A 23,692-nucleotide genomic window follows, 5' to 3' on the forward strand; every position below is an offset into this window, starting at 1 on the left:
TGACCTTTTCAGGACGGTAAAAAAGGGCTAATATAGCGCCCCTTTGACGAGCATGGTGAATAACTCAATGCAAATTGGCCCCTATCAACTGAAAAATCAGCTGATCGTGGCACCAATGGCAGGTGTCACCGATCGCGCTTTTCGAAATCTTTGTTTACGTTATGGCGCAGGCCTAGCGGTTTCAGAGATGCTTTCATCTAATCCCGAAGTTTGGGATACCGATAAAAGCCGCCAGCGCATGATGCATTCTGGTGAAGAAGGTATTCGTTCAGTACAAATTGCAGGTGCAGATCCTGATTTAATGGCTGCGGCCGCCCAGTTCAACGTTGAACAAGGCGCTCACATCATTGACATCAATATGGGCTGCCCTGCCAAAAAAGTGAATAAGAAGCTTGCTGGATCAGCATTAATGCAAGATCCTCAGCTAGTAAAAGCGATTTTACAGGCTGTTGTTAGTGCAGTTGATGTACCGGTAACGCTAAAGATTCGCACAGGCTGGCAACCTGAACACCGTAATGGTGTTGAAATTGCTCATATTGCCGAAGATTGTGGCATTGCCTCCTTAGCCGTTCACGGCCGCACTAGGCAGTGTATGTATAAAGGCTTTGCCGAATACGACACGATTAAAGCAATAAAACAAAATGTCTCAATCCCTGTTGTTGCCAATGGAGATATCGACAGTCCAGAAAAAGCTAAGTTCGTCTTAGACTACACTGGCGCCGATGCTGTAATGGTAGGACGAGGAGCCCAAGGCAGACCGTGGATTTTTAGAGAAATTCACCACTACTTGGAAACAGGTAACAAATTACCGCCAGTTGAGGCAAGCGAGCAACGAGAAATCATGCTCGAACACCTTAACGCTTTGTACGAATTGTACGGCGAGTACAAAGGTGTCCGATTTGCTAGAAAGCACATGGGATGGTACCTAAACCAAGAAGAGCAGCGTCAATTTCGTGCTGACTTCAATAGGCTTGAAACCGCTGAACAGCAATATTCCCTTGTGGAATGTTACTTTGATGAATTAGTTAATTTTTAATATAAAGAGCAGAATAGAATGTTTGATCAGACAACTAACACAGAAGTTCACCAGCTAACCGTAGGTAAGATTGAAACCGCTAACGGTACAATCAAGCCACAATTATTACGTGACGCAGTTAAGCGCGCAGTAACAAACTTCTTCTCTCAGTTAGACGGTCAAGAAGCGTCTGAAGTATATGAAATGGTATTAAGTGAAGTTGAAGCACCTTTACTAGACATCATCATGCAACACACACGTGGCAACCAAACACGTGCAGCGAACATGCTAGGTATTAACCGTGGCACTTTACGCAAAAAATTAAAAAAATACGGCATGAACTAAGAAGCAATTCTTAAGCTGTTGTATTGAAACGGGCTTTCCAGCAATGGAAAGCCCGTTTTTGTTGATATGTCCCCCCATATGTCCCCCCGTTGTTTTGTTGCCCCTTCCTGTATTCGATTCCGCTTTCCTTCAACGTAATTCCCAAGCTAAAACTTTAACTTTTACTCATGGTTAAATATCAGATAATGATACAAAAAATGCTTAGTGCGTCAGATTCTGTCGCAGGGTAGTATTATGCTCATGGCATAGATAATCGGGAGAACATCGATGCAAATCAATATCCAACGCCAAATTGCCATGCTGGAACAAATACCTGCTCATCCAAGGCGCATTACCGCTAATGACATCACTGCAAGACTGCAAAGTCGTGATTTTGATATTGGATTAAGAACCGTGCAGCGGGAATTAAAAGCCATGTACGACATGGGGCTGTTTGGCATAGTGCTCGATGACAGAAGCAAGCCTTTTGGCTGGTCGATTGCCGCCTGTTGGCGTGGTCTTAACTTGACCTTGATGGATAATCACATGGCATTGGCATTTTACACCCTAAAGCACAGTGCTAGCCAACTGCTGCCTCCCCAAAGCCTTAAGCAGTTGACCCCTTATTTTGACCGTGCAGATCAAATATTAGGAAATGATCCTGATAACCCTTGGCTTTACTGGGCCTGCCGCGTGGCGCAGTTACCTAAACCTTTTCCTTTTATAATTGAGCAGCAAGATCCACAAATATTTGAAGCTGTGCAATCGGCACTGCTTAACAAGCGCCAGATTGCCTGCCAAATAAAGCGAGTGATCCAAGGGAAAAGCTATTGGCTTGATTACACGCCCATTAATCCTGAAGGTATACAAATATCAGATGGTGTCGCACTACTGACCTTTACCATTGGCACGGTTGAGCCAAAACTTTTTGCCAAATCCATCGACTTACTACGTAATGTGCGAGTGCTGGACACCCCTTCCATTACTCGAAGTGAAGCTAATATTGCCCGTAGAAAAATGGAAAACCAAGCGGAGTTGATTGATATTGAATTGCTTTTTTCTGCATCAGCAAACTTTATCATGCGCAATGCCAAGCTCAGTGACAATCAAACTGTTAAGCAGTTAGAAGATAAACGCTATCTGGTTGAAGCAACCGTTGAAGACACCTCAGGATTAAGAACATTGTTGTGGAGCATGGCTGACAATGTCGAAGTGCTGGCACCAGCCAAATTAAGAGCCCATTTCACTCGATTAATTAGCAAGGTCAATGCGCGCTATCAAATTGCTGCGTCTTAGGCTGTCGCACCCTTAAGTTACGCTGTTTAGCGTAACTTCAAGGAGATGAATCGATGTTTGACTTACTGACGCAAAACAGCCCATCACCTCGCATTGCCGTTTTCGGTGTGGGAGGCTGCGGCTGCAATACCATAAATCAACTTAGCCAATCGCCATTCAATGACAACGTCCTGCTGATTGCCGTCAATACTGATGCACAATCACTGCAGGCCTCTCAATCTAGCACTCGATTACAAATTGGCATTGAAGCCACTAAAGGATTAGGTGCGGGCGCTAAGCCCGAAAAAGGTCAAGCTGCTGCGCAGGAGTCTGAAGCACAAATAAAAGAGCTTATTGAACTCGCCGACATCATTTTTATTACTGGCGGTATGGGCGGCGGCACTGGCACTGGCGCCATCCCGTTCATGGCTTCAGTCGCCGCAGCGCTAAATAAACCATTAATTGCCGTGGTTACCACCCCTTTTAGTTTTGAAGGCCAGCAAAGGAATCTTCTGGCCAATAAAGGCGTCGATAAATTAATGCAGCACGCCAATGCTGTAATCGTGTTACCTAATGACAAACTGGCTAAAACTCTGGATAAGAAAGTCAGCCTAGTTAACGCCTTTTTTGAAAGTAACCGTATTTTGCAAGATGTATTGCTGGGGTTAACCACCACCATTAGCCAATCAGGTTTGATTAATATCGATCTCAATGATTTCATTGCGGTGGTAAATCACCATGGACGAGCCGCTATGGGAGTGGCGAAGCAAATGCCAGGTGCAGATATCCAAGTGACGATTAATAGCGCCCTTAAAAATCCATTACTGGAAGACGTTGAGCTGACTCATGCCAAAGGAGCGATTGTCAGTGTGATGGCATCTGAAAATATTGAGCTCAGCCAATATAATATGATTGGCGAAACCCTGCAGCAGCAACTCGACCCTAGTGCATTGGTGATAATTGGATTAACCATAGTGCCTGAGCTGGATTGCGAGCTGGAATTGATGGTGATTGCCACCGGTATTCAAGCCGCAACCGACCAATCAGTAATCATTATGGATGATGTTAAAGTACCGCCTTCAACAGACCGCTTTGCATCAGTAGAGCTGCTTAATCTTCACGATTTTCTAAAAGAAAAGTCTGTAGGCAGTAACGATGATAATCATTGCTTAGCTGAGCTCGATGTCCCGACTTATACCCGTAACTTAAATCAAAAAACAGCAGGGCAATAATATCGGCCCCTAGGGTGAGCCGCTAGCTGCTGCTATATCTTTGATAGCATCAGAGAAGGCTCACTCCTTTCAAGTCGATCGACTTCGGCAGTACTAGCTTGGCTTTATCAACTGCATGGGTGCAACTTTGCCTGCTGTTAGCCTTGCTACTTTGACGATGACTACCACGATAATTTTTACAGCCCCAGAATTCCCCCCGAGCGCTTTTTCTTAGCACCATATCAGCGCCGCAAACGCTGCATAACGGTGTGGTATGGGCGCATTGATCATTAAGACAGACTTTAAAGCCTGCAAAGCGTTTACGGGTCATGGGGCTTGCACAAAGCTCGCAGCCTGCTTCTTTGTGGTCGCACAAAGGAAAGTGGCAACAGGAATAGAATGATTTAAAGTTACCGGTTCTTTGCTTTAATACTCCTGTGGTGCAGCGAACACAGTTAATATCTTCAAACAGCCTTTGCATTATAGAGGTCGTAAATTCTGCTTGCTCAATGGCATAACCATCTTGAATAAGCTCTGTGACAAACGGGCTGACGTCGGTCATATCGGCCAGCACATAGGCGCGATGCTTAGCACGGGTTAACGCCACATAAAATAACCGTCGCTCTTCAGCGTACTTAAAGTCTTCTTCTTTTGCTAAAAAGGCATCTAACAAAGGCGGGATGATTTTATTTGATGGAAAGCCATGCAGGCCGGTTTTCATCCCGATGATCACCACATAGTCAGCCTCTTTACCTTTAGCGCCATGAAAGGACTGACACTCAATGGTTATATTGGAGTATTGCTGATTCAGTAGTCTTAGGGCGTTACTATCTGGCAGCTGAAACCAAAACCGAGCCAGTAAGTACACTGTCGGTTGTTTTGTACCAGCTTTAAGCTTATTGACCCTAGCACTAATCGCCGACAATGCTTGTGCTACCGCATTAGGGCTTGGGTTGTCAGCTGTGGCGGCTTCATTTTCGCCGCGCTTAATCACTGATACCGCCGCTTGGGTCACTGTCACGTTGGAGCGAATCTGTTTTTTAAGCTGCGCCGGATTTTGAGTGACAAACTGGGTAGCAACATCGCCAATGCTGCTATTAAATCTAAATGTTTGGTCAAGATAGCTTGTCGCAGCTGCGCCAAAATAGTCACTAAAATGGGTCGTTAGGCTGACATCTGCGCCACTAAAACGATAAATAGCCTGCCAGTCATCGCCAACACAAAATAATGAGGCTGTGGTTTTACTCTGTGCTGAGTAAGCCTGTGTTAATGCTTTAACTAAACGCGCTCTAGGCTCGGAGATATCTTGAAATTCATCCACCATAATATAACGCCACGGGCTAATGAATTGCCCTGTTTGTATATAGTTAAGCGCCTTGGCAATCATGTCTTCAAAATCGATATCGCCATTTGCAGCTAACTGCTGTTGGTAAGCGGTTAATATGGGCTGGAGCAATTCAAATGCCTTACGGCTTTGCTTGGGATCAGTAGCTTGATTAAATAGCTTGTCTAGGCCTTTATTATCAAGGCAAGCCGCTTTGTATAAACCAATAAGCTGACTAAATAATTTGGCTAATTCAGTCACCCGCCCAAGCTCATTAAGGGTTGCCAGTATCGCGTCATCGGGCAGCGGCGCATATTGCAGTTCAAATGCCGTTAATGCCTGTTGCAATTCTGCCGTTAACTGGCCCTTTTTATGCTGATAGTAAAATAGCTCAATACAGGCAGTATCATGCTGTTGATGTAACTCGCGTTTCCACTGTATCGACTCAAGATAAGCCTGATTATCGATATAACTGGCGGTATTATTAGCCTCATCAATGCCGTAATATTCAATATAAACATCATATTCTGGCAGGTAAAAATCAGGCTGGTACTGGCGAAAATCAACACTACTAACATCATGCTCATACTTGGCTTCATAGCGATATTCAATGCCGTTTTTAAATAGCCAGTTAGCAATATACAGTTCGCCGAAACTCTTAACCCGCTCGCCTTTAAGCGTGCGAATATCATTGTCAGTTAAGTATTGGAAGTACTCGCCTTCGGATTCAAAATCAAATGGGCTTTTTTCCACATAATAATATTGGCTAAAAAACTCACACAGCCGTTTGCGGAAAACCTCATCTTTAAGCAAGTAATCAAGCTGGAGTTGTAACCATTTCTCTTTAGCTTGGTCATCTTCTGCCAATGGTGACAAACTGGGCTGCTTGCCTTCCACTGCTGCAATAATCCTTAAACCAAGGCTGTGAAAGGTGCTGGCTTTTATTGCATCTGTGGCCAGTTTTTGTTTGATGCGGTCATCCATTTCATCAGCGGCTTTGCGGCCGTAAGCTAACAATAAAATATCCGCTGCTTGCGCTTGACCGCTGGCAACTAAATAGCCTGCACGCCCCACCATTACACTGGTTTTACCGGTGCCAGCCCCTGCCAGTAATAAATTGTTATCATCATCTATAACGCAAGCGCGGCGCTGTTTATCGGTTAATGGCTTTGATTCAACATTATCAAAAAAGTCTGCATATTTGACTAATTGCCTGTCAACATAAGCCGAACGAATTTGCGCTATCTTGGCGTTATTCCAATGATAAAAGCCAGATAATTTCACTAACGCAGCGTTAAGCGTTACCGATAACCCCGCCGATTTACACCATGGAAACCAGCGGCGATATTCACGTTTAATGCGAGGCTGCATTTGCCCAAGTAACGACTGACGTAAATACTTATTCGCTAAGGTATGCTCAATGCGGGCAACTAACTCACACAGCTGCTGCTCATGAGCTTGCGCCCAATATTGTTCAATGTCTTGTTTAAATTTGGGGTTAGAAAAATATCCCAGAAATGGCACCTGATAAAACTGGCCTTGGGCTTGAAATCGAAGCAAACTGCCTAAAAAGCTTGGGGTAAACTCGGCTGGCGCAACCAGTTGCTGCCAAGTAAATTGTTGCAGCTGAGGTACAGGTTTTACTGTAAACCAATGCCTAAATAAACGACCTTGCTGAGCACGAAACTCAATGCCATTAGCCGATAATTTAATGGCATCTGCAGCGCCTAAATACAGGCGCCCAAACCAACTATGCTTGATCGTTTTTTCTGATTTTTTAAATTTTTCTGGTAACAATTTACAACCTACGACTTAATGGCTGAACAGCAAACTATTGATATTTAGGCGTCACTATAGCTTAATCTTAAGCACCTAAGCATGATCTTTATCTGCTAATGATTTAGCGATGGGCAATTGAGTTAACCGCAACTGGGGTTAATGAGATAGACAGGCGTTTTATGTAAGCAGGCTTGCGGGCTATCGCTATGAGTAAGCTCAAAAGATAGCGATTAAGATCTCGTCTAATTTAGAGCTATGAATAGGCTTAGTGACAACCTCAGTACACCCCATGCTGATCATATCGATACGGGTTTGCTCAAAAGCATCTGCGGTACAGCCAATAATTAACGGCTCATTAGCCAAGTTTAACGCTTTAATTGCCTTGGTCGCGGCAATGCCGTCCATCACCGGCATATGATTATCCATGATCACCAAGTCAAAGTGTGTTGCTTGCACTTTATCGACACCAATTTGACCGTTTTCAGCGACCTCACAATCAAAGCCGCGTTTGTTGAGGAACATCTTCATCACTTTTACATTGATTTTATTATCTTCAACAATAAGCACTTTTAAACCTGAGCCATCAAACATAGAGCTATGATGACCTGTGACCTGTTGCGGTTTGGCATCTAATTTAATCGGTATACTCACTCTAAACTGGCTACCTACCCCCAGCTCACTATTGAGTTCTATGCTACCTCCCATAACATTCACCAGCTCAGAGATAATCGCCAGCCCCAGCCCAGTGCCGCCAAACCGACGGGTGGTATCCGCTTCAGCTTGAGAGAATGCCTGAAAAACATAATCTTGTTTATCTTTATTAATACCAATACCGCTATCAGACACAATAATTTCTAATAACGGCTCAGCCTCATTATTGATGACGTTAATTGACGCGGCAATATGGCCTTGAGGGGTAAACTTCCACGCATTATTGAGCAAGTTTTGTAGTATTTGTTGAATTCGGATCTTATCAGCGACACAAACTTTATCTTGCTCGCCTGCCGACTCAAAGCTAAATGCCAAGCCTTTTTCATCGCACAAGGCTTTATAAATCGGTTCAACTTCCGACTTGAGTTCGTTGATGGTAAAACGGGTTAAATTTAAGGTTAATTTCCCCGCTTCAATTTTTGAAAAATCCAAAATATCATTGAGCACAGATAGCATGTGCTTTCCTGATCTCAATAAGGTATTGACCATCTCTTCTTGTTCAACATTAAGAGAAGTGTCTTTAATCAGTTCTGTCATACCTAACACGCCATTCATTGGAGTGCGAAGCTCATGACTCATTGATGCTAAAAACTGCGATTTTGAGATATTTGCGGCATCGGCTTTTTTGGCAGTGAGTTTTAACGAGTCTTCCAATTCTTTGCGCTCAGTAATATCACGCTCAACCGCCATAAAACCTTCTAGCTCACCTGAATCATCATACAGCGGCCCAATTTGCACCTCTAACCAATAGGCTTCGTTACTCTTGGTGTAGTTAATTATCTCAAAAGTACCAAAGCCTCTATTTTTTATTAGCTCACCAATTTTACGAGCCGTTACTTTGCTAGTCTTTGGCCCTTGCAGTAAATCTGCGGGTTTCATGCCCAACACTTCATGTTTTTTATAGCCTGTCATCTTCTCAAATGCACCATTGACCCAAATTATTTTGATATCAGGATCGGTAAATACCACCGCATCTCGCATATATTTGACAACCCGCGCAAGTCGAGTTGATTCAGCCTCTTTATTTTTTAAATTTTCCGCCTGTTGCTCAAGTAATTGCTGTGAGCGAGCTAATGACTGAAAGGGGGATACTAAGATTTTTCTACCCAAAAAATACAAGAGTAAAATGGTCATACTGGTAGCAAGCAGCATTCTAAGAAATAAGCTTCGTAAGAAGTCTGACTCTATTTTTTCAACAAATTGTGGCGATGATGCATACAGAAGATAAATATCAAATTGGGGGATCATTTTCGCTTGAGTCTGCCAGCCACCCTGGGGAGACATAGCCCAGTTAAACCTGTCTTGTCTGATCCCAAACCAATGATTTTTATCTGCAATTAATCGACCTATTAATTGCGAGTCATTTAACTGGATAATATAAGCAGTCAAGCCCTCAGCTAATGCGTGATATCGTATCGGCTCAGTGATTAATAAGTAATCTTGGCCACGCTCGTTAAAAAAGATATAGTTGTTATCATTAAGAATTGACTCATCATTAATCCCCTCAACCAGGTAATGTCTTAGTTGCTCCCCAAGCTCAAATTCAAGATAAATGCCCTCGCCAGCAAAGTCATACAGGTTCACAAAAGTATCTACATCATGTGGTTTTATCAGTGATAGTTGGTCATGTAAGGTATGTTTATCATCAACACCTTCTAGCGTCGCGCTGATAACATCAGGGTAAGTGGATATTTTATTAACATCCCTTTCATGGGCGCCGATGAACTCGGCAACGTATTGTTCAATTGCAGAAAATTTACCTTTTAAATTCTCTTCATTGATGAGTTTTGCAGTTTCAGCGGCCTGATTGGACACAAAAATATAACTGGACGCCATAAAGGTAATGGCCCCCAACAAAATAAACAGCGAAAATAAATGCATTCCATTTTTTTTATCAAACCACATAATAAATTCGACGCCTTAGGCTTACTGCTCAATCAATTTAACCGCATTAATATCATCGTATATCGCCATACATAAATCGTTTTCATCTAGCGCCTCATGGGCATCTGGGGCGCTATGGCTAAATACACTAAATGGTGCCTGATATTGTTTTATTAATCCGTCAACCGGCGCTGTCATCGACTCCAGTGCCAGCTTCATTGCGATGCGATTAGTGACTATATTGTCAGTAAAACTGACATTATTGGCGGCTGCGATAAAAATTTTACCGAGATCATAACCATGAACAAAGCCTGCCGGCGATTTGATGTTTTTATCAACAAACTGCTCTGGAAACATAGCTTTAGCATCATTAAAAACCTGCTGATTAAAATCAGTTACCTCTGAGCTATAAAAATTAAAGCATGATTGTATGAAGTGTAAATTTGCTTTATTGCGGATCTCAAATGGCACCACAGTGGCAAAATCCCCACCGGTAATCCCCCAGTGACTGTATATTGAAATATCCAAACCCAGCTCAGCCACAGCGGCTACGATTAACGCCCCTTCTGTGGCCCCTGCGACCATAAATAAGCAGTCAACTTGTTCTTTTTGGGCGGTTGCTAATAATAATCTTGCTTGCGCTGGGTTTATCCCCCAAGCAAACCAAGTTTCCCCCACTTCAGTCATGCCATAAGCCTCAAGGGCAGAAGTCATACTGCGATAATTAGATTTACCCCAAGCGGTATTTTCGAGCATCATGTGTGGTTTTTTACATTGTTTTTGCATCGCAAAATCAACTAAGTGCTTGCCAACTTTTTGATCATCTACCGAAAGCCGAAAAACAAAATTATCTTTTGAGGGGTATCGAGTAATTGGTCCACCAGCAGCCCAAGGGACAAGGGTGAGCAATTGTGACTCATTAATAAAATCTCGATATTTTATTAATGGCGGGGAATGCAGACCGCCTATAAACACTATCCCATTAGGATCTTTCAAAAAACGGTCCATATTCTTTTTGCTTCTGCCGACATTACCTCGATGATCTAAGGTGACAAATTCCACACCAAGGCCACCAAGTTTATTATCTGCCTGTTCAAATGCGACTTTAAAACCCTGTTCAATTGCTAATGACGATTCAATATGACCCGTTCTATCGGCATCAAAGTAAACTTTAAAAAACTTAGGAGAGGCGAGTATCTCGAGGGAATAACTAAATAATAGAAGCAAAAATACAATTTTAAGCATACTGACAATCCTTGGTTGGCATGCGGCAATTTTAGTCAAGCATCTTAGTTATAGCCTACCCTCTGAAAATAACCATATAAATTGTGATGCTATTTGTGCCAGTAACGCAGTCATGCCAAGCTAAGTTAGTTTGATACTCGTTAGGTTTGCCCTACTTTTCAGCCTTACGCAATTTGTATATCTAAGTTTTCAAGCTCATTAACTGAGTCCTTAACTGAGTTAGCTCGCTGCACAATAAACTCGCTAAACACCTTAATCGATTGGCTTTGTTGGTTTTCTGCTAGGCTAACAATACTGAACTTAGCATTCAGTTTCGGCATCAATTGCGGGCTAAGCTGCACCAAGGTGCCCGCTAATAATTCATCACGTACTGCTATTTCTGGAGTTAGCACTACTAAATCTGAATGAAAAATAGCGTCTTTAATTGAGTGAAGCTGATCAAAACGAATTAAACCGGCAAAATCATCTCTTTGTAATTGAAATAAGTCTTCAAATTGATTGGCGATGGTAATGGGCAATTTCAATGGGATCGCCAAAGGATAATCTCTAAATGTCGCTAAATATAATCTCGGCAGCTTAGTAAGCGGGTGATCAGGACGACAACAAAATATCACCGGAAATGGTGGCAGCGCTTGTAAGTGAAGTAATGGGTTATCTTCAAGCTCAGTCACTTTGGCTTCCGCAACAAACAAATCCAACTTTCCTTGAAGTAACAGCTCTGTTAATGATTGCCAATGATCCACTTTAAAATCAATGGTCATTTTGGGACAAGCCTGAATAAACTGCCCCAATATAGGGCCCACTAAACAGTTTGATGGAATAGGGCTGGCGCCAATGCTAATTTCATGCTCATTTTCACCATGAAAGCTGGCGATATCGCGTTTTAGTTTATCGTGCTGCTTTACAATGTTTTGGCAATGAGCTAATACCATTTCCCCCAAAGGGGTTAGCGTCATATTTTTAGAGTCGCGCTGAAATAGCTTACCACCAACTAATAATTCGAGTTTTTGCAAGCTTTTGGATAGTGACGGCTGAGTAATATTTAACTCTGCGGCAGCTTTATGAAAGTGTTTTAATTCAGCCAATACAACAAAGTATTTAATGTGACGTAATTCCATATCAATCCTACTTATATTTAAACTGAATTATTTAAATTAATATTTCCGTGCTAAAATTTATAAAATAATGTTCACCAACTAATCTTTATCAAATAACATAAAACACTAACTATTAAGCCAACTATTAAATAAATTATTATCTCTAGCTATAAAGATACTTAACGCTATTTAGCAGTAAAAATGTACCATTGTTATTATTTTATTAGTAAAGCTAATGGCGATAGTTCAATTAGCCTAATAATCACAACAATCACCCTGTAGTGACTGTTTCACTTTGTATCACCATAGGCGCCAAGTAAACTCAATTCACTCCATTTAATCTCTTATATAGCTGATATTTTTATCTAAAAAAAGTCAAACCGTTGGTTTTTAAGCTTATTTATTTTATGATTTGATCGCTAGCCTTTATTGTTTTTCACAAAAACTATCAGTTGATTCATAAAATGCATTGGCCGCTAACGCAAATACACGTTAAATATTCATGTGACAAATTTGTTAAAAATTTGCATTCACAAATAATAACGGAAGAAACGACAATGAAACTGAACAAAGTTCATATAATGACCCTAGCGGCCATTTATGCGGGAGCTGCCGGAGCGAGTGCTGATAGCGCTAATGCTGATGGTGCATACTCGGCCAATATTAAGCCTATAGTTATTACCGATGCAATTAAGCAATATAACGACAATAAAAATAAAGATCGTTTATCTGGAGAGGTAGTGACACAAACTCGAAATAGTAATGGACGTAATGTTCATCGTGCTATTTCAAGTGTTGATCAAAAAGTTCCCTTTGTTTATGAAGATGATGTTGAAGGTGAGCAAACTTATATTATTCAGTTATCTGACAAGCCAGTTTCATTATATCAAGGCGGTGTTGCTGGATTAAATGCTACGACTCCTCGAACCAGTAAAATCCCGGCGGCATTAAGCCCACAGCTGCATGATAAAGTTGATATCAATAGTACCGATGTACAATCATATCGTAGTTACCTTAGTGAAAAACAAGCTAGCGTAAGCTCGCAAATTACCAGCTTGGTAGGTAACACTAAAACTATCGCTAACTATCAGCTTGCCTTTAACGGTATGTCGATGCGTATGACTCAAGATCAAGCAGCAAGCGTTGCCGGCTTATCTGGTGTTGTCAGTGTGACCCGTGAAATCATCTACCAATTACAAACTGATGTGGGTCCACAGCATATCGGCGCTGACAAGTTTTGGACCGGTGAAGTTACTGGTGAAGCGTTCACCGGTAAAGGTATTGTTGTAGGTGTGCTCGATACCGGGATTAACACCGACCATGAATCGTTTGCAGCACAAGGTGATGATGGCTATGTACATCAATTACCGTCACGTTATGCTGGCTACATTGGTGATTGTGAGCTAGAAGAGTTTGCCAGCATGTGTAATGACAAGCTTATTGGTGTGCGCTCTTACCCTGTGATTACCGACACTTATAGCGATGAAAGTTTTCAACCTGATAAAGGCTGGTGGGAAATCGAAGGTCCATTAAGACCTGCAAATGGCGAAGATTACAACGGCCATGGTTCACACACCGCCTCTACCGCTGCCGGTAATATCATATTAGATAGTACCTATATGGTGCCTGATGTTGGCGTAACCAGTGACGGCAAACCAACGGACTTAATGTTACCGCGTATTTCAGGTGTCGCGCCGCACGCTAACGTCATTATGTACCAAGTGTGTCACCCAGGTGACGGCAGCTTTAATAATTATACCGGCTGCCCTGGTTCTGCATTACTTGCGGGTATTGAAGATGCAGTCGCCGATGGCGTAGATGTGATTAACTACTCAATTGGTACTGCTTATGGCGCATTCCCATGGGAAGACCCAATGGAGATGGCCTTTTTAGCAGCACGAGAAGCCGGTATTTCGGTATCAGCCTCAGCGGGTAACTCTTTTGACCCTTCTGAAGCAAATGTACGCCGCGGCGCAATTGATCACTTATCCCCTTGGGTGACCTCTGTTGCAGCAACCACTCATACACGTGAGTTTAGTGTTGAAGGTAAAATGCTTACTGGCGCAACTGGCGGCGAGCAAGAGCTACCAGAACTTGTTGGCGGCGGGATTACCGAAGGTTATACAGGCCCTGTGGTTGAAGCAAAAGCCTACGGCTGGGAATATGAAAAATGTAATGAAGCCTTCCCAGCAGGCTTTTTTGATAACTCTCCTGAAGGCATTCCATATGACACTGCGCCAATTGTAGTTTGTAAGCGTGGTGATATCGCTCGTGTACAAAAAGCCATTAACGTAGCCGAAGGCGGTGCAGGTGGTTTTATTTTACGTAATGCCAGCTCTACAGAGTCGGTTAATAACGACCCTTATGTGATCCCCGGTATTCACTTGCCTTATAGTGGTTATTATGGTGATGCTTCAACTAACTGGTTTGGTTTATCAAGCTGGTTATCTAAAGGCAGTGATCATCAGTTAACCATCACGGCTTCAAATGTGGTGACGACTGAACGTGTGCCTAATGCGTTAGCTGACTTCTCATCTCGTGGACATAACTTTGATAACCCTGAAGTCATGTCACCAAACCTTGCCGCTCCTGGTGTTGATATTTATGCGGCATGGGCTGATGAAATGCCGTTTTCTGGTGTAGGTGTACCTGGTGACTACAACACCATTAGTGGTACTTCAATGGCAGCGCCCCATGTTGCAGGTGCAATGGCATTATTAAAGCAAGCACAACCAAGTTGGACACCAGCACAAATTCAGTCAGCATTAATGATGACTGCGAATTTAGCTGAAGTGACTCGCACGGTTGAAACTTACCCCTTTGTTGATTTAGAGCCAGCAGGCTTTAGTGATGCAGGTAGTGGCGTGATTAACGTTGCTCACGCATTTAAAGCGGGTTTAATCATGGATGAAACCGGTGATAACTACCGCGCGGCTAACCCTAAAAATGGCGGCACAGTTAACACCCTAAACGTGCCATATTTTTACAATGAAAGCTGCAGTGGCACTTGTACCATGATGCGGACATTTACCGCGACAGCTGATGGCAGTTGGACTGTGGATGCTGAGTCGCTGGCAATGGATGGCGCAGATATGCTGTCGCTTGAAGTGTCGCCTAAGACATTTAGCCTTAGCAAAGGCGAAACTCAAGCCATCATGCTCACAGCAACAGTGTTAGAAGTTCAAGCACCGGGTGCAGATTCATCATCTCTACGCTTACTAGGTGATGTGACTATTACCCCTGCAAGCACGGATATGCCAATGCAACATTTACCGGTTAGCATTCGCTACAGTGGTACCAGTATGCCTGAAAATGTGGTCGGTAATATCCACCGCCAACAAGGGCATATTTTAACCCCTGAAATCACCACTGAAGAAATTCAAACCTTTAATAGCCGCGTTAATGGCTTAGTTAAAGCGGAACTTTTTGATGTGCAAATGCAGCGCAGTGATGTGCGCGACTTAGACAATACCGCGCAATCACGTATTGATGATGGTCAAGTGGTTAACTTCTTTGACGTACCAGAAGGCACTAAGCGTATCGTGTGGGAAGTGGTTAAAGCTGACTATAATGCTTATGCATCAATCGATATTGGTATGGATGTCAATAACGACGGTGAGATCCAGTGGAATGAAGAAGCCATTTGTTACTCTCGTATTGATAACAACGATTACTGCGCGATCAATAATCCAACTCCAGGAACTTACTGGGCTTATGGCTCTAACTATAAGTATGATTATGAAGATGCAGCTAACCTTGCTGATAATATGACCTTCGCTTTAGCTATCATCGGTGATCAAGATGACGCTAATCTGACTGCCGTTGGCCCAGATTCATCAAATGGCATGGACCCTTACCGCGTACAGTTAAACTATGATTTAGCTGATGCTGTAGAGGGCGATGTTTATTATGGTTTTGTGGGAATTGGTAGCGACAGCTATAACGATGATAACTTAGGTTATATCCCAGTACAGCTTATTCATGACGGTAGCGACACCGAAATTGAAGCAAGCCATACTAGTGCCAAGGCCGGTGATATTGTTGAGTTTGAAGTCAGCCTAGCGCCTAACTTGTTAGGTGGTGAGCGTCAGTTAACCTTAAGTACTGAACTCGCTTCAGGCTTCCAGTTAATTGAAGACAGCGTTCAGGTTTCTGGCTTACCACAATACACTGAAGACATGACAATTGATGGTAATACCATTGCCTTTAATACTGTGCAACCTTCGTCATTAGATACCCCACGTCACTATGTGTTTACCACGAGTCTAGAGGATGCGACGTGTCGTATTCCTGCGCAAATGCAGGGCGCTAGTGACACCTTTGTGGATGTACCAAGTGAGTTTGGTTTCTCTGATTTAGGCATTACTGGCTACTCTAACCAATATTTGAGTATTCCAATGTCAGCGAATGATTTACCTCACGTACCTTTATACGGTGCAGAGCAAGACATGCTGCATGACTTACTTGAAATCTCACCATTTGGTTATGTGAAATTTGACGAAATGCCAGATTTCTATAATTACCATTATGAGTTTAATGATGTGTTCCAAAGCTTCCCTGACACTATGGTTGCCCCATTGTGGCGTGGTGATGTGATGATGCCAGAAGTGGCATTCCGTGAAGATATCGGCGCAGTCACTAACCTAGTATATGGTGCTGTGGTTGATGATTATTATGTGTTCCAGTGGAAAGGTGGTGCAGAAATTGATAACCGCTTTACCGGTAACCGTAACCCAGATGCATCAGCTTACTTTGATGTTGAAACCATTATCTCAACTAAGTTAGATTTTGCCCCTGGTGCCCATGAAATCATGTTTGGTTATCAAGCGCTGCAAACGGCTAACGATCATTTTGGTTCAATTGGTCTACATGGTTATTACGGTGAGCGTGGCACCTACCAGCCTGTCGGTGGTTGGTACAATGACGGTTTTGCCTACAATAACGTTGATGAAAAAGTGGCTGAAGGCATGCTAGTTTGTGCTGATTATCAAGGCCCTGAAAGCTCAGCATTAACGGTTAGCTTCTCTGCCCGTGTATCAGCTGCAGCTGTTGGAATGGATAATGCAGTAAAGGTTAGCAGTCAATACGCTGATTCAGAGTTAGTGACGGTATCCCATACGGTTTCATCAGCAAGTAATATTCAAGTTGCAGGTTTTACAGACCAAGTAATTGAAGAGAATAGCTCTCTTACAATGAATGTTGTCTATGCTGACCTTAAAGGCACAGTCAATGGCATTATGGTGGCAGGTGATAACATCACTGCTAAAGTTGAAGGTGATAGCATCACGATTACCCCTGATGCTGACTGGTTTGGTGAAACCATGGTATCTGTAACTGTGCATGATATGGCTTACCCGTCTGATCAAGCAACCACCAGCTTTAAGCTAACGGTTAACTCTGATGGCGTAGAGCCTGTAGCGCCAGCACCTGAAGTTCCTGTTGTTGAAGAGAAAAAATCAAGCGGTGGTAGCTTAGGCTTCTTAGCATTAGGTGTACTAGGTTTATTCGCTGGTCGTCGCCGTAAGCTTCACTAAATATTAAGCTTCACGATTATATAGGCATGTTAAGCAAACAATACCTATGAGAAAGGCCCTCTGATGAGGGCCTTCTTTTTAGTTTGATTTTATTAAACCATGAAAATAACTACACTTAAACTCAGCTTTTAACCTTTAAGAACCGCGTTAATTTATAACGCTTATTCACTAAGTTCTCTCCCACCCAATACAAACCTGACAGTGATAAAAACAAGCCCATTAAGCCAAAAAACCAACTGAAAGGATTATTGAAACTGCCTTGATGTAAGTAATCCATAAAATGTAATTTGAACATCAAATCTGCCAGTTCAGTGTCGCTATTTTTGTGGCCAATTAACTGGCCATTAATGGCATTGATGTATATTCGTGTCTCAAGATCATCATCCATGTTGATTTGCCATAAGGGATTGCATTCTTTAGGCCACTCGCTAATCGGCGGCTTAAGTTTATTAGCACTGATAACGCTGCCAGGCCCCCTATAACTGTCGATGGCCAGCGTGGTTGCTAACGATAGGTCAATATGAATCACTTCACCGCTATAGGCATTCACTAAGGTTTGCTGCTGACACTCATGTTTATAACGCATTGCGGTTTCAGTCAGTAAATACACGGGATTGCTGTCCAATGATATGAGTGCTAATTGCTGTTGATTCGGATGGTTTGTCAGTACTTGCTTTGCCGTTATTAGTTCTGCAGCATTGAAATTATAGTCTTCATGGGCAGCATGATGACTATATGCCATGCCTTTTAGCGCCTCGTGTGGGGTGATATTAAAGTAAATACCAGTCCCTAGCCAAATCAAAAATTGTAGGCTAACTAACGCGCCTACCCAGTAATGCCAGACTCGGATCAAATGCTGTAACCGCTTGGCTTTCTTGCCTGGTATTTTACTTGTTCTCACGCTCGATTTAGCACTCATTTCACATACCTCTTTCGGCGTTGCCACACTAACACCAGGCCAGAAAAAACAGCGATAAATGCGCTTATTGAAGTATAAAAGAGTAACTGATTATCAATGGCTTCACCGTCGTTATAATCCATGATGTGCCACTTCCAAAACAAGTCAAACAAGCGCCAGTATTCATGTCGGCGGGTTACCACATCGCCACTTTTAGCGGATATATAGAGGGTTGTCATGCCAATATCATCAAACTCAGCTCGCCACACAGGTAGATGCCTTGCAGATAACTCAGCTGGTGCATTGTGTTCGATAAGGCTAATGGAGCTTAATTGGGTCGCTGAAACCGATGGTAAATATAAAGCTGCGATTTGACGTGCCTGTTGCTCATTAAAGCGTTCAAGTACCTGACCCGTTTGCGCATCGATGAGCAGCTTATCATCTGTTAAATTGACTTGATAAACCGCTTTACTAAGCACGCTTTTAAGGGATATTTGCTGGGCTTTAGGGTAATTTTGATAGACGTTACCTACCGAGTATTGCACTTGAGAAGGGTCAATAACTTCTACTTTGCTAACCACATGATCACTGCGAATAAAGCCAATATCCATCAACACAAAGTAGCTACCGGTCACGCTCCATATGATGATGGGAATCGCCAGCACCAGCATTAGCCACCGATGGAGAAAGTGGGCTGAGAATATTTTTCTATATGATTTATGGATAATCAAAATTTGTCGTTACCCTTGTTATTATTTTAATTTATGGTGCGAATACAGTTAATTTTCACTAAATAATAAGCGTCTAAATTACCTGAAACACCTTAATTTTCATAGAAATTTAATTGTGATAGTTTCTTATCAAGGCTTCGCTCGATACTTTATTTTGTGTAAAGTATGCTTGCATATACCGAAAAAAATACTGCTTACCATACGAATAATTACACTGCTCGCTACACTAATAAATACAGTGCTAACCCACAAAAGGATTTACATGAAACTGCCTTTAAAACTCAACTCGGCTATCTTATTAATCATTTCTGCACCGATTGCTTTTGCAACCTATGCGCCCTTGCCTGAGTCAGTTTCAAATAATGCCATCGCCAAAGTCACTACAGATAATGCCCAGTATTTACTGAGTTTTACCGGGCTTGCTGAAGCAAAAGATTATCTCGCGGTGCATAATAAAGCGTGGGCGCTTGATTTATCGAGTCCCAATAACCAATGGCAGCCCATTAAAGATGTTCCTTTTGTCGCGCCTTTGGCTGGCAGATTAGCCTCAATCGCTGTGGGTGTTGATGATCAAGCTTATGTTTTTGGTGGCTACACTGTGGCTAAAAATCATGAAGAAATTAGCACTGTCGATAATTACCGTTTCGACATCAGCGCTAATGAGTACCAACGTATTGCCGACATGCCCGTCGCTGTTGATGACACGGCTGCCAGTGTTTACCAACAACGCTATGTATATTTATTTGGTGGTTGGCACAACGACGGCAATGTTAATTTAGTGCAAGTGTATGACACTCAAACCGATACTTGGTCTCAGGCAAGTCCGATACCTGCCCCGGCGGTGTTTGGTCAAGCGGTGGCCATGGTTAACAATAAAATTGTCTTGTGCGATGGTGTGAAAGTTCAGGCTAATATAGGTAAACGTCGCAGCTATGCATCATCACCCGTGTGTTTATATGGTGAAGTGAACCCAGAGAATCATTTAAGAATTAGTTGGCAATTACTGCCACATTATTCTGTTGCTAATACGGCAAAAAGTGACATGAACAAGCCTGCTATTGCGCATTATAGAATGGCGGCAACAGGTGTAGGCTCTAATAAAAATAGCAATAAAGACAGTGATAGAGACAATAACAAAGCAGGCTACGCCATCTTTATTGGTGGCAGTGACAACCCATACAATTATAGTGGTATCGGTTATAACGGCGCTCCCAGTACCCCACAGCAATATCAATATAGCTTCGACTTTGCTAGCAACAGCTGGCTTACCCCAATAAGGCTTGCAACACCCTCAATGGATCATCGCGGCCTCATTTGTCATCAAGATAAGCTGCTAAGAATTGGCGGCATGGTGAGCGAGCAAAAAGTCAGTAATCTTGTGTTGAGCTCACCGCTAAAAACTGATCAAGGTTGCACTCAATAGCAGTACTCATAAAGAGACATATTGCGCCATAAAACGTGATCCAGATAACACTTTTATAGTGCTTGTATTGAGCAACTTAAAGATGCATATAATATGCATGTAAATTATATGCATCTTTGGAATATTCATGACCACAGCTTCAAGCTTTGAGCAATTACAGGCACTGCCCCTCGCATCACTCATTGATTATATTGAAGTGACTCATCATCAATATGTACGTGAAACGGCGCCTTTACTGGTGGAATACACCCAAAGAATGGTGCAAGCACATGCTAGCGACCATGCAGAAATTCAGCCTTTAGCTAACCTTGTACAGGCCTTGGTTTCAGACTTAATGCCACATCTTATGAAGGAAGAACAAATTTTGTTTCCTGCCATGAGACGTTTAGGTGATGGCTTGGAAGTAAATGGTTGTTTTGGTCATATCGGTAACCCAATCAATGCCATGGAACACGAGCATGACCATGCTGGCACCATCTTGCAACAATTACGAGAATTAACCCAAAACTATCAAGCTCCTGAAGGCGCTTGTAGTACTTGGCAGAAGTGTTACAAGACACTTGCTGAGTTTGATGCAGACTTACAGACCCATATTAATATTGAAAATAACCTGTTATTTCCAGCGGCATTAGCACTGTAAATAGAGCCAGATTTGTTTTATCCCAGTTTCATCATTGTTTTCGCTCCAATTTAACATTCATCATGTTTAATGGTTCTTGCTCCCCAGCAGAACCATTTTTTTTTGGCTATTTTTCGCCAAAAGCAGCCAAAAAATGCCCGTTAAGGCACTTATAATTTGAAAAACACAGTTCAAAGTAAGGGAGTTAAAATAAACTCTTTTACAAATAGATATTGCTAAAAATATTAGCCAAACAAGCTTGTAAGATCATCTAATTGATGGATTTCAATATGGGGTAAAATATATTTAGCTTGCCTGTTGTCACTCGCTTGATGATTTAACCACACACTTTGACAACCCGCTTTTCTGGCACCTAACACATCACTGATTGTATGATCGCCAATATGCAGTAACTCACTGGGCTTGATGGCTAAATGGCGGCAACTGAGATCAAATAAGTCACTGTAGGGCTTCATCCTAACCCCGTGTCCAGGATGCAGCACAAATTGCAATACGTCATCAAGACCAATGCGCGTTGCATCCACATTACCATTAGTAATACCCACTAACGGAAAGTGCTTTCCTAAGTTGGCAAGGCAACTCAATACCTCCTCCGTTACCTTAAAATCGCTACGATGAAAGCTAAAACATTGCATCCCTTGTTGGGCACCTTGGCTAGCTTGTGCTTCACTATAACCCCATTGCAGTAAGCCTTGGCGTAACACTTCATAACGGGCGGCGGTGGTGTCATGGGCCAACTCTTGGTGCTCTGCAATCACCTGAGATTTCAACAAGCGCCACTGGGAGATCCCCCAATTTAACGGCGCTTTAAAGTTATCTTGCATAAAATGCGATATTTCAGCTTCCGCTTTAATAATGTGCGACACGTTGTCGTACAAGGTGTCATCCAAATCAAAACTAATGGCTTTAAACGGTTTCAGTCTTAGGTATTGTTTCATTATTTCCCCTTGGCTTTTTTCGCTCTAGGGTGAGCGCCATCATACACTTTCGCTAAGTGCTGAAAATCAAGGCTGGTGTAGATTTGGGTCGTTGACAGATTGGCATGACCCAGCAATTCTTGCACCGCTCTTAAATCAGCACTTGATTCAAGCATATGCGTTGCAAAGGAATGGCGCAATTTATGCGGGTGAACTTTTGCAGATAATGCTTGCTCCTGACCCCATTTATTCATCCGCAGTTGAATACTACGGTGTGATAAACGTTTTCCCTGTTGGCTGATAAATAGCGCATCACCCGCGTCAGCTGATGGCATTTCAGCCCGCGAATCAAGCCAAGTTTGTAATGCGCTAAGAGCGATTTTACCCACAGGCACAATCCGCTGTTTACTGCCTTTACCCATGACTTTGACTTCCTGTTGCTGAAAATCAATATCGTGAATATTTAAACTCGCAAGCTCTGCTAAACGTAAGCCGCTGGAATAAAACAGCTCCATAATGGCTTTATCTCGTTTACTTAAGGGGTCGCTAGCATCAATATCCAATAAATGCGTAACCGCATCTAGGTCCATATTTTTTGGTAAAGGCTTAGCTTGCTTGGGGGCATTGAGGTTTTTAGCTGGATTGGCATCAATCACTTGCTCACGCACTAAAAATTCAAAAAATTGCTTAAGGGAAGATAAACACAGTGATAAAGAACGCGGGCTTAAGCCTTGACGGTGAAGTTTGGCGAGAACGGCTTGTAATTGCTCACGGCTTACCGCTAACCATGAATCATCATTCTCGGTTAACTCATTGTGAGTAAATATTATTTTGCTGGCACGATTAATTTCATACAAATAGTTGCGCACACTATAGGGGGATAATTGTCGCTCTGAAATAAGGTAGCGTTCAAATGAGGCTAACCAACTTAGCTGACTCATAACACTACCTCCAAGCAGATCATGATAAAGCTAAAACAGTAATGTTAAAGCTTAAAAAAGTTGTGACATTTAAAATTTCGGCAGCATATGGTCGAGTAAATCGCGTATTTGTTCAAAAAATAAATTATCCATATCCGGATGAAAATGCGCCGCATCAGCTGATGCAACCCCAAAAATCACCTGACCATTTTCATCTGACAGCTTGGTCAATGCTACTGAGCCGACTTCGCCACCAAATAAACGCTTAGACTCTGATTGGGTTAAGCGGCCAAAATAATAACCTTGCTGAATACGCTGACGCCAAATCTTAGCCAATTCGCTGTCAATATCATGCACGGTTATCAGCCTTACATGGGTAAAGCCGAACTCTTGCTTAAGGCTTTGTGACACCAACTGTCTTAATTGGCCTAAATCTTCACACTTTAGAATGTCTAAGGATAACTGCCGATTAAAGCGAAAAATTTTCTCGTTCTCGGTGGCTATCTTCATTAATGAGGTAATTTCTTCTTCAAGCTGGGTAACTCGGGTGCGCAGCATTTCTTGCCTGCGCTCGACCAATGACACTGCGCCGCGTTCGTGATGAGATAAACGCATCGCCAGCAATAATTCAGGGTAACGATTAAAGAACTCTGGATTTTGCAGCAAATACTCGCGGATCAGGTGCTCATCGATGGCTAAATCCTCCATCGATAATGTCGGCATGCTTAAGTCAGCGCCCAAATCAGCTGCTGCTTTGGCATTTT

At 42.6% G+C, this 23,692-nt stretch carries 15 protein-coding genes and 1 pseudogene; 7 read left to right on the forward strand and 9 right to left on the reverse strand.

Going from position 1 to position 23,692, the window contains the following annotated elements; all coding sequences use genetic code 11:
- The first annotated feature begins 67 nt into the window (after positions 1-67).
- The 4 genes from dusB (at position 68) to ftsZ (ending at position 3,846) form a co-directional block, all read left to right on the forward strand.
- The gene (gene dusB, locus BCU57_RS16830) at positions 68-1,036 is read left to right on the forward strand and encodes a tRNA dihydrouridine synthase DusB (protein ID WP_102437013.1); all 969 of its coding nucleotides are present in this window, start codon (positions 68-70) and stop codon (positions 1,034-1,036) included.
- 18 nt (positions 1,037-1,054) lie between these two features.
- The gene (fis, locus tag BCU57_RS16835) at positions 1,055-1,360 is read left to right on the forward strand and encodes a DNA-binding transcriptional regulator Fis (protein ID WP_011494902.1); all 306 of its coding nucleotides are present in this window, start codon (positions 1,055-1,057) and stop codon (positions 1,358-1,360) included.
- 267 nt (positions 1,361-1,627) lie between these two features.
- Positions 1,628-2,635 carry a helix-turn-helix transcriptional regulator gene (locus BCU57_RS16840; protein WP_102437015.1) on the forward strand — a complete coding sequence of 336 codons (1,008 nt, stop codon included), beginning with the start codon at positions 1,628-1,630 and terminating at the stop codon, positions 2,633-2,635.
- A gap of 53 nt (positions 2,636-2,688) precedes the next feature.
- Entirely contained in the window at positions 2,689-3,846 is a 1,158-nt protein-coding gene (gene ftsZ, locus BCU57_RS16845) for a cell division protein FtsZ (protein WP_102437017.1), read from the forward strand.
- A 49-nt stretch (positions 3,847-3,895) separates the two neighbouring features.
- Here the strand turns inward: ftsZ and BCU57_RS16850 are convergent, their stop codons facing one another.
- The 4 genes from BCU57_RS16850 to BCU57_RS16865 all read right to left on the reverse strand — a co-directional run bounded on the left by BCU57_RS16850 (position 3,896) and on the right by BCU57_RS16865 (position 11,886).
- The gene (locus BCU57_RS16850) at positions 3,896-6,946 is read right to left on the reverse strand and encodes a UvrD-helicase domain-containing protein (RefSeq protein ID WP_102437019.1); all 3,051 of its coding nucleotides are present in this window, start codon (positions 6,944-6,946) and stop codon (positions 3,896-3,898) included.
- 198 nt (positions 6,947-7,144) lie between these two features.
- Positions 7,145-9,544 (reverse strand): ATP-binding protein, encoded by a 2,400-nt coding sequence (locus tag BCU57_RS16855; protein WP_102437021.1) that lies wholly within the window; start codon positions 9,542-9,544, stop codon positions 7,145-7,147.
- Positions 9,545-9,565: 21 nt separating this feature from the next.
- A complete protein-coding gene (locus BCU57_RS16860) occupies positions 9,566-10,768 on the reverse strand; it encodes an ABC transporter substrate-binding protein (RefSeq protein ID WP_102437023.1) in 1,203 nt (400 codons plus the stop codon).
- A 164-nt stretch (positions 10,769-10,932) separates the two neighbouring features.
- The gene (locus BCU57_RS16865) at positions 10,933-11,886 is read right to left on the reverse strand and encodes a LysR family transcriptional regulator (RefSeq protein WP_102437025.1); all 954 of its coding nucleotides are present in this window, start codon (positions 11,884-11,886) and stop codon (positions 10,933-10,935) included.
- Between the two features lie 536 nt (positions 11,887-12,422).
- On the opposite strand from BCU57_RS16865, the gene BCU57_RS16870 reads away from it, so the two are divergent.
- Positions 12,423-17,399 carry a S8 family serine peptidase gene (locus tag BCU57_RS16870; RefSeq protein WP_102440226.1) on the forward strand — a complete coding sequence of 1,659 codons (4,977 nt, stop codon included), beginning with the start codon at positions 12,423-12,425 and terminating at the stop codon, positions 17,397-17,399.
- Positions 17,400-17,520: 121 nt separating this feature from the next.
- Here the strand turns inward: BCU57_RS16870 and BCU57_RS16875 are convergent, their stop codons facing one another.
- The gene (locus tag BCU57_RS16875) at positions 17,521-18,318 is read right to left on the reverse strand and encodes a PepSY domain-containing protein (RefSeq protein WP_102440227.1); all 798 of its coding nucleotides are present in this window, start codon (positions 18,316-18,318) and stop codon (positions 17,521-17,523) included.
- A complete protein-coding gene (locus BCU57_RS16880; protein WP_102440228.1) occupies positions 18,315-18,968 on the reverse strand; it encodes a peptidase in 654 nt (217 codons plus the stop codon). Before BCU57_RS16880 ends, BCU57_RS16875 begins: the two co-directional genes overlap by 4 nt.
- A 322-nt stretch (positions 18,969-19,290) precedes the next feature.
- Between BCU57_RS16880 and BCU57_RS16885 the strand changes: the two genes are divergently transcribed.
- Positions 19,291-20,451, forward strand: a complete 1,161-nt coding sequence (locus tag BCU57_RS16885; RefSeq protein ID WP_102440229.1) for a Kelch repeat-containing protein — start codon at positions 19,291-19,293, stop codon at positions 20,449-20,451.
- A gap of 151 nt (positions 20,452-20,602) precedes the next feature.
- A pseudogene (locus tag BCU57_RS16890) lies at positions 20,603-21,091 on the forward strand (hemerythrin domain-containing protein); the annotation flags it as partial.
- A gap of 224 nt (positions 21,092-21,315) precedes the next feature.
- On the opposite strand, the gene BCU57_RS16895 reads toward BCU57_RS16890, so the two are convergent.
- The 3 genes from BCU57_RS16895 to BCU57_RS16905 all read right to left on the reverse strand — a co-directional run bounded on the left by BCU57_RS16895 (position 21,316) and on the right by BCU57_RS16905 (position 23,651).
- Complete coding sequence (locus tag BCU57_RS16895) at positions 21,316-22,029, reverse strand: HAD-IA family hydrolase (protein WP_102440231.1); 714 nt, start codon at positions 22,027-22,029, stop codon at positions 21,316-21,318.
- On the reverse strand, positions 22,029-22,949 hold the full coding sequence (gene xerC, locus BCU57_RS16900; protein WP_102440232.1) for a tyrosine recombinase XerC: 921 nt from the start codon (positions 22,947-22,949) through the stop codon (positions 22,029-22,031). The genes BCU57_RS16895 and xerC overlap by 1 nt, the downstream gene beginning before the upstream one ends.
- Before the next feature lie 69 nt (positions 22,950-23,018).
- Complete coding sequence (locus BCU57_RS16905) at positions 23,019-23,651, reverse strand: DUF484 family protein (protein ID WP_102440240.1); 633 nt, start codon at positions 23,649-23,651, stop codon at positions 23,019-23,021.
- Positions 23,652-23,692: the final 41 nt, after the last annotated feature.

The sequence above is a fragment of the Shewanella sp. 10N.286.48.B5 genome, from assembly GCF_002874355.2.
Classification (GTDB): domain Bacteria; phylum Pseudomonadota; class Gammaproteobacteria; order Enterobacterales; family Shewanellaceae; genus Shewanella.

Excerpts from the sequence above, each read along its gene's own strand:
- dusB (WP_102437013.1), top strand. The coding sequence starts at position 68 with ATGCAAATTGGCCCCTATCAACTGAAAAATCAGCTGATCGTGGCACCA.
- BCU57_RS16875 (WP_102440227.1), bottom strand. The coding sequence starts at position 18,318 with ATGAGTGCTAAATCGAGCGTGAGAACAAGTAAAATACCAGGCAAGAAA.
- BCU57_RS16855 (WP_102437021.1), bottom strand. The coding sequence starts at position 9,544 with ATGTGGTTTGATAAAAAAAATGGAATGCATTTATTTTCGCTGTTTATT.
- xerC (WP_102440232.1), bottom strand. The coding sequence starts at position 22,949 with ATGAGTCAGCTAAGTTGGTTAGCCTCATTTGAACGCTACCTTATTTCA.
- ftsZ (WP_102437017.1), top strand. The coding sequence starts at position 2,689 with ATGTTTGACTTACTGACGCAAAACAGCCCATCACCTCGCATTGCCGTT.
- BCU57_RS16885 (WP_102440229.1), top strand. The coding sequence starts at position 19,291 with ATGAAACTGCCTTTAAAACTCAACTCGGCTATCTTATTAATCATTTCT.
- BCU57_RS16895 (WP_102440231.1), bottom strand. The coding sequence starts at position 22,029 with ATGAAACAATACCTAAGACTGAAACCGTTTAAAGCCATTAGTTTTGAT.
- BCU57_RS16865 (WP_102437025.1), bottom strand. The coding sequence starts at position 11,886 with ATGGAATTACGTCACATTAAATACTTTGTTGTATTGGCTGAATTAAAA.
- BCU57_RS16840 (WP_102437015.1), top strand. The coding sequence starts at position 1,628 with ATGCAAATCAATATCCAACGCCAAATTGCCATGCTGGAACAAATACCT.
- BCU57_RS16905 (WP_102440240.1), bottom strand. The coding sequence starts at position 23,651 with ATGCCGACATTATCGATGGAGGATTTAGCCATCGATGAGCACCTGATC.
- BCU57_RS16860 (WP_102437023.1), bottom strand. The coding sequence starts at position 10,768 with ATGCTTAAAATTGTATTTTTGCTTCTATTATTTAGTTATTCCCTCGAG.
- BCU57_RS16880 (WP_102440228.1), bottom strand. The coding sequence starts at position 18,968 with ATGCTGGTGCTGGCGATTCCCATCATCATATGGAGCGTGACCGGTAGC.
- fis (WP_011494902.1), top strand. The coding sequence starts at position 1,055 with ATGTTTGATCAGACAACTAACACAGAAGTTCACCAGCTAACCGTAGGT.
- BCU57_RS16870 (WP_102440226.1), top strand. The coding sequence starts at position 12,423 with ATGAAACTGAACAAAGTTCATATAATGACCCTAGCGGCCATTTATGCG.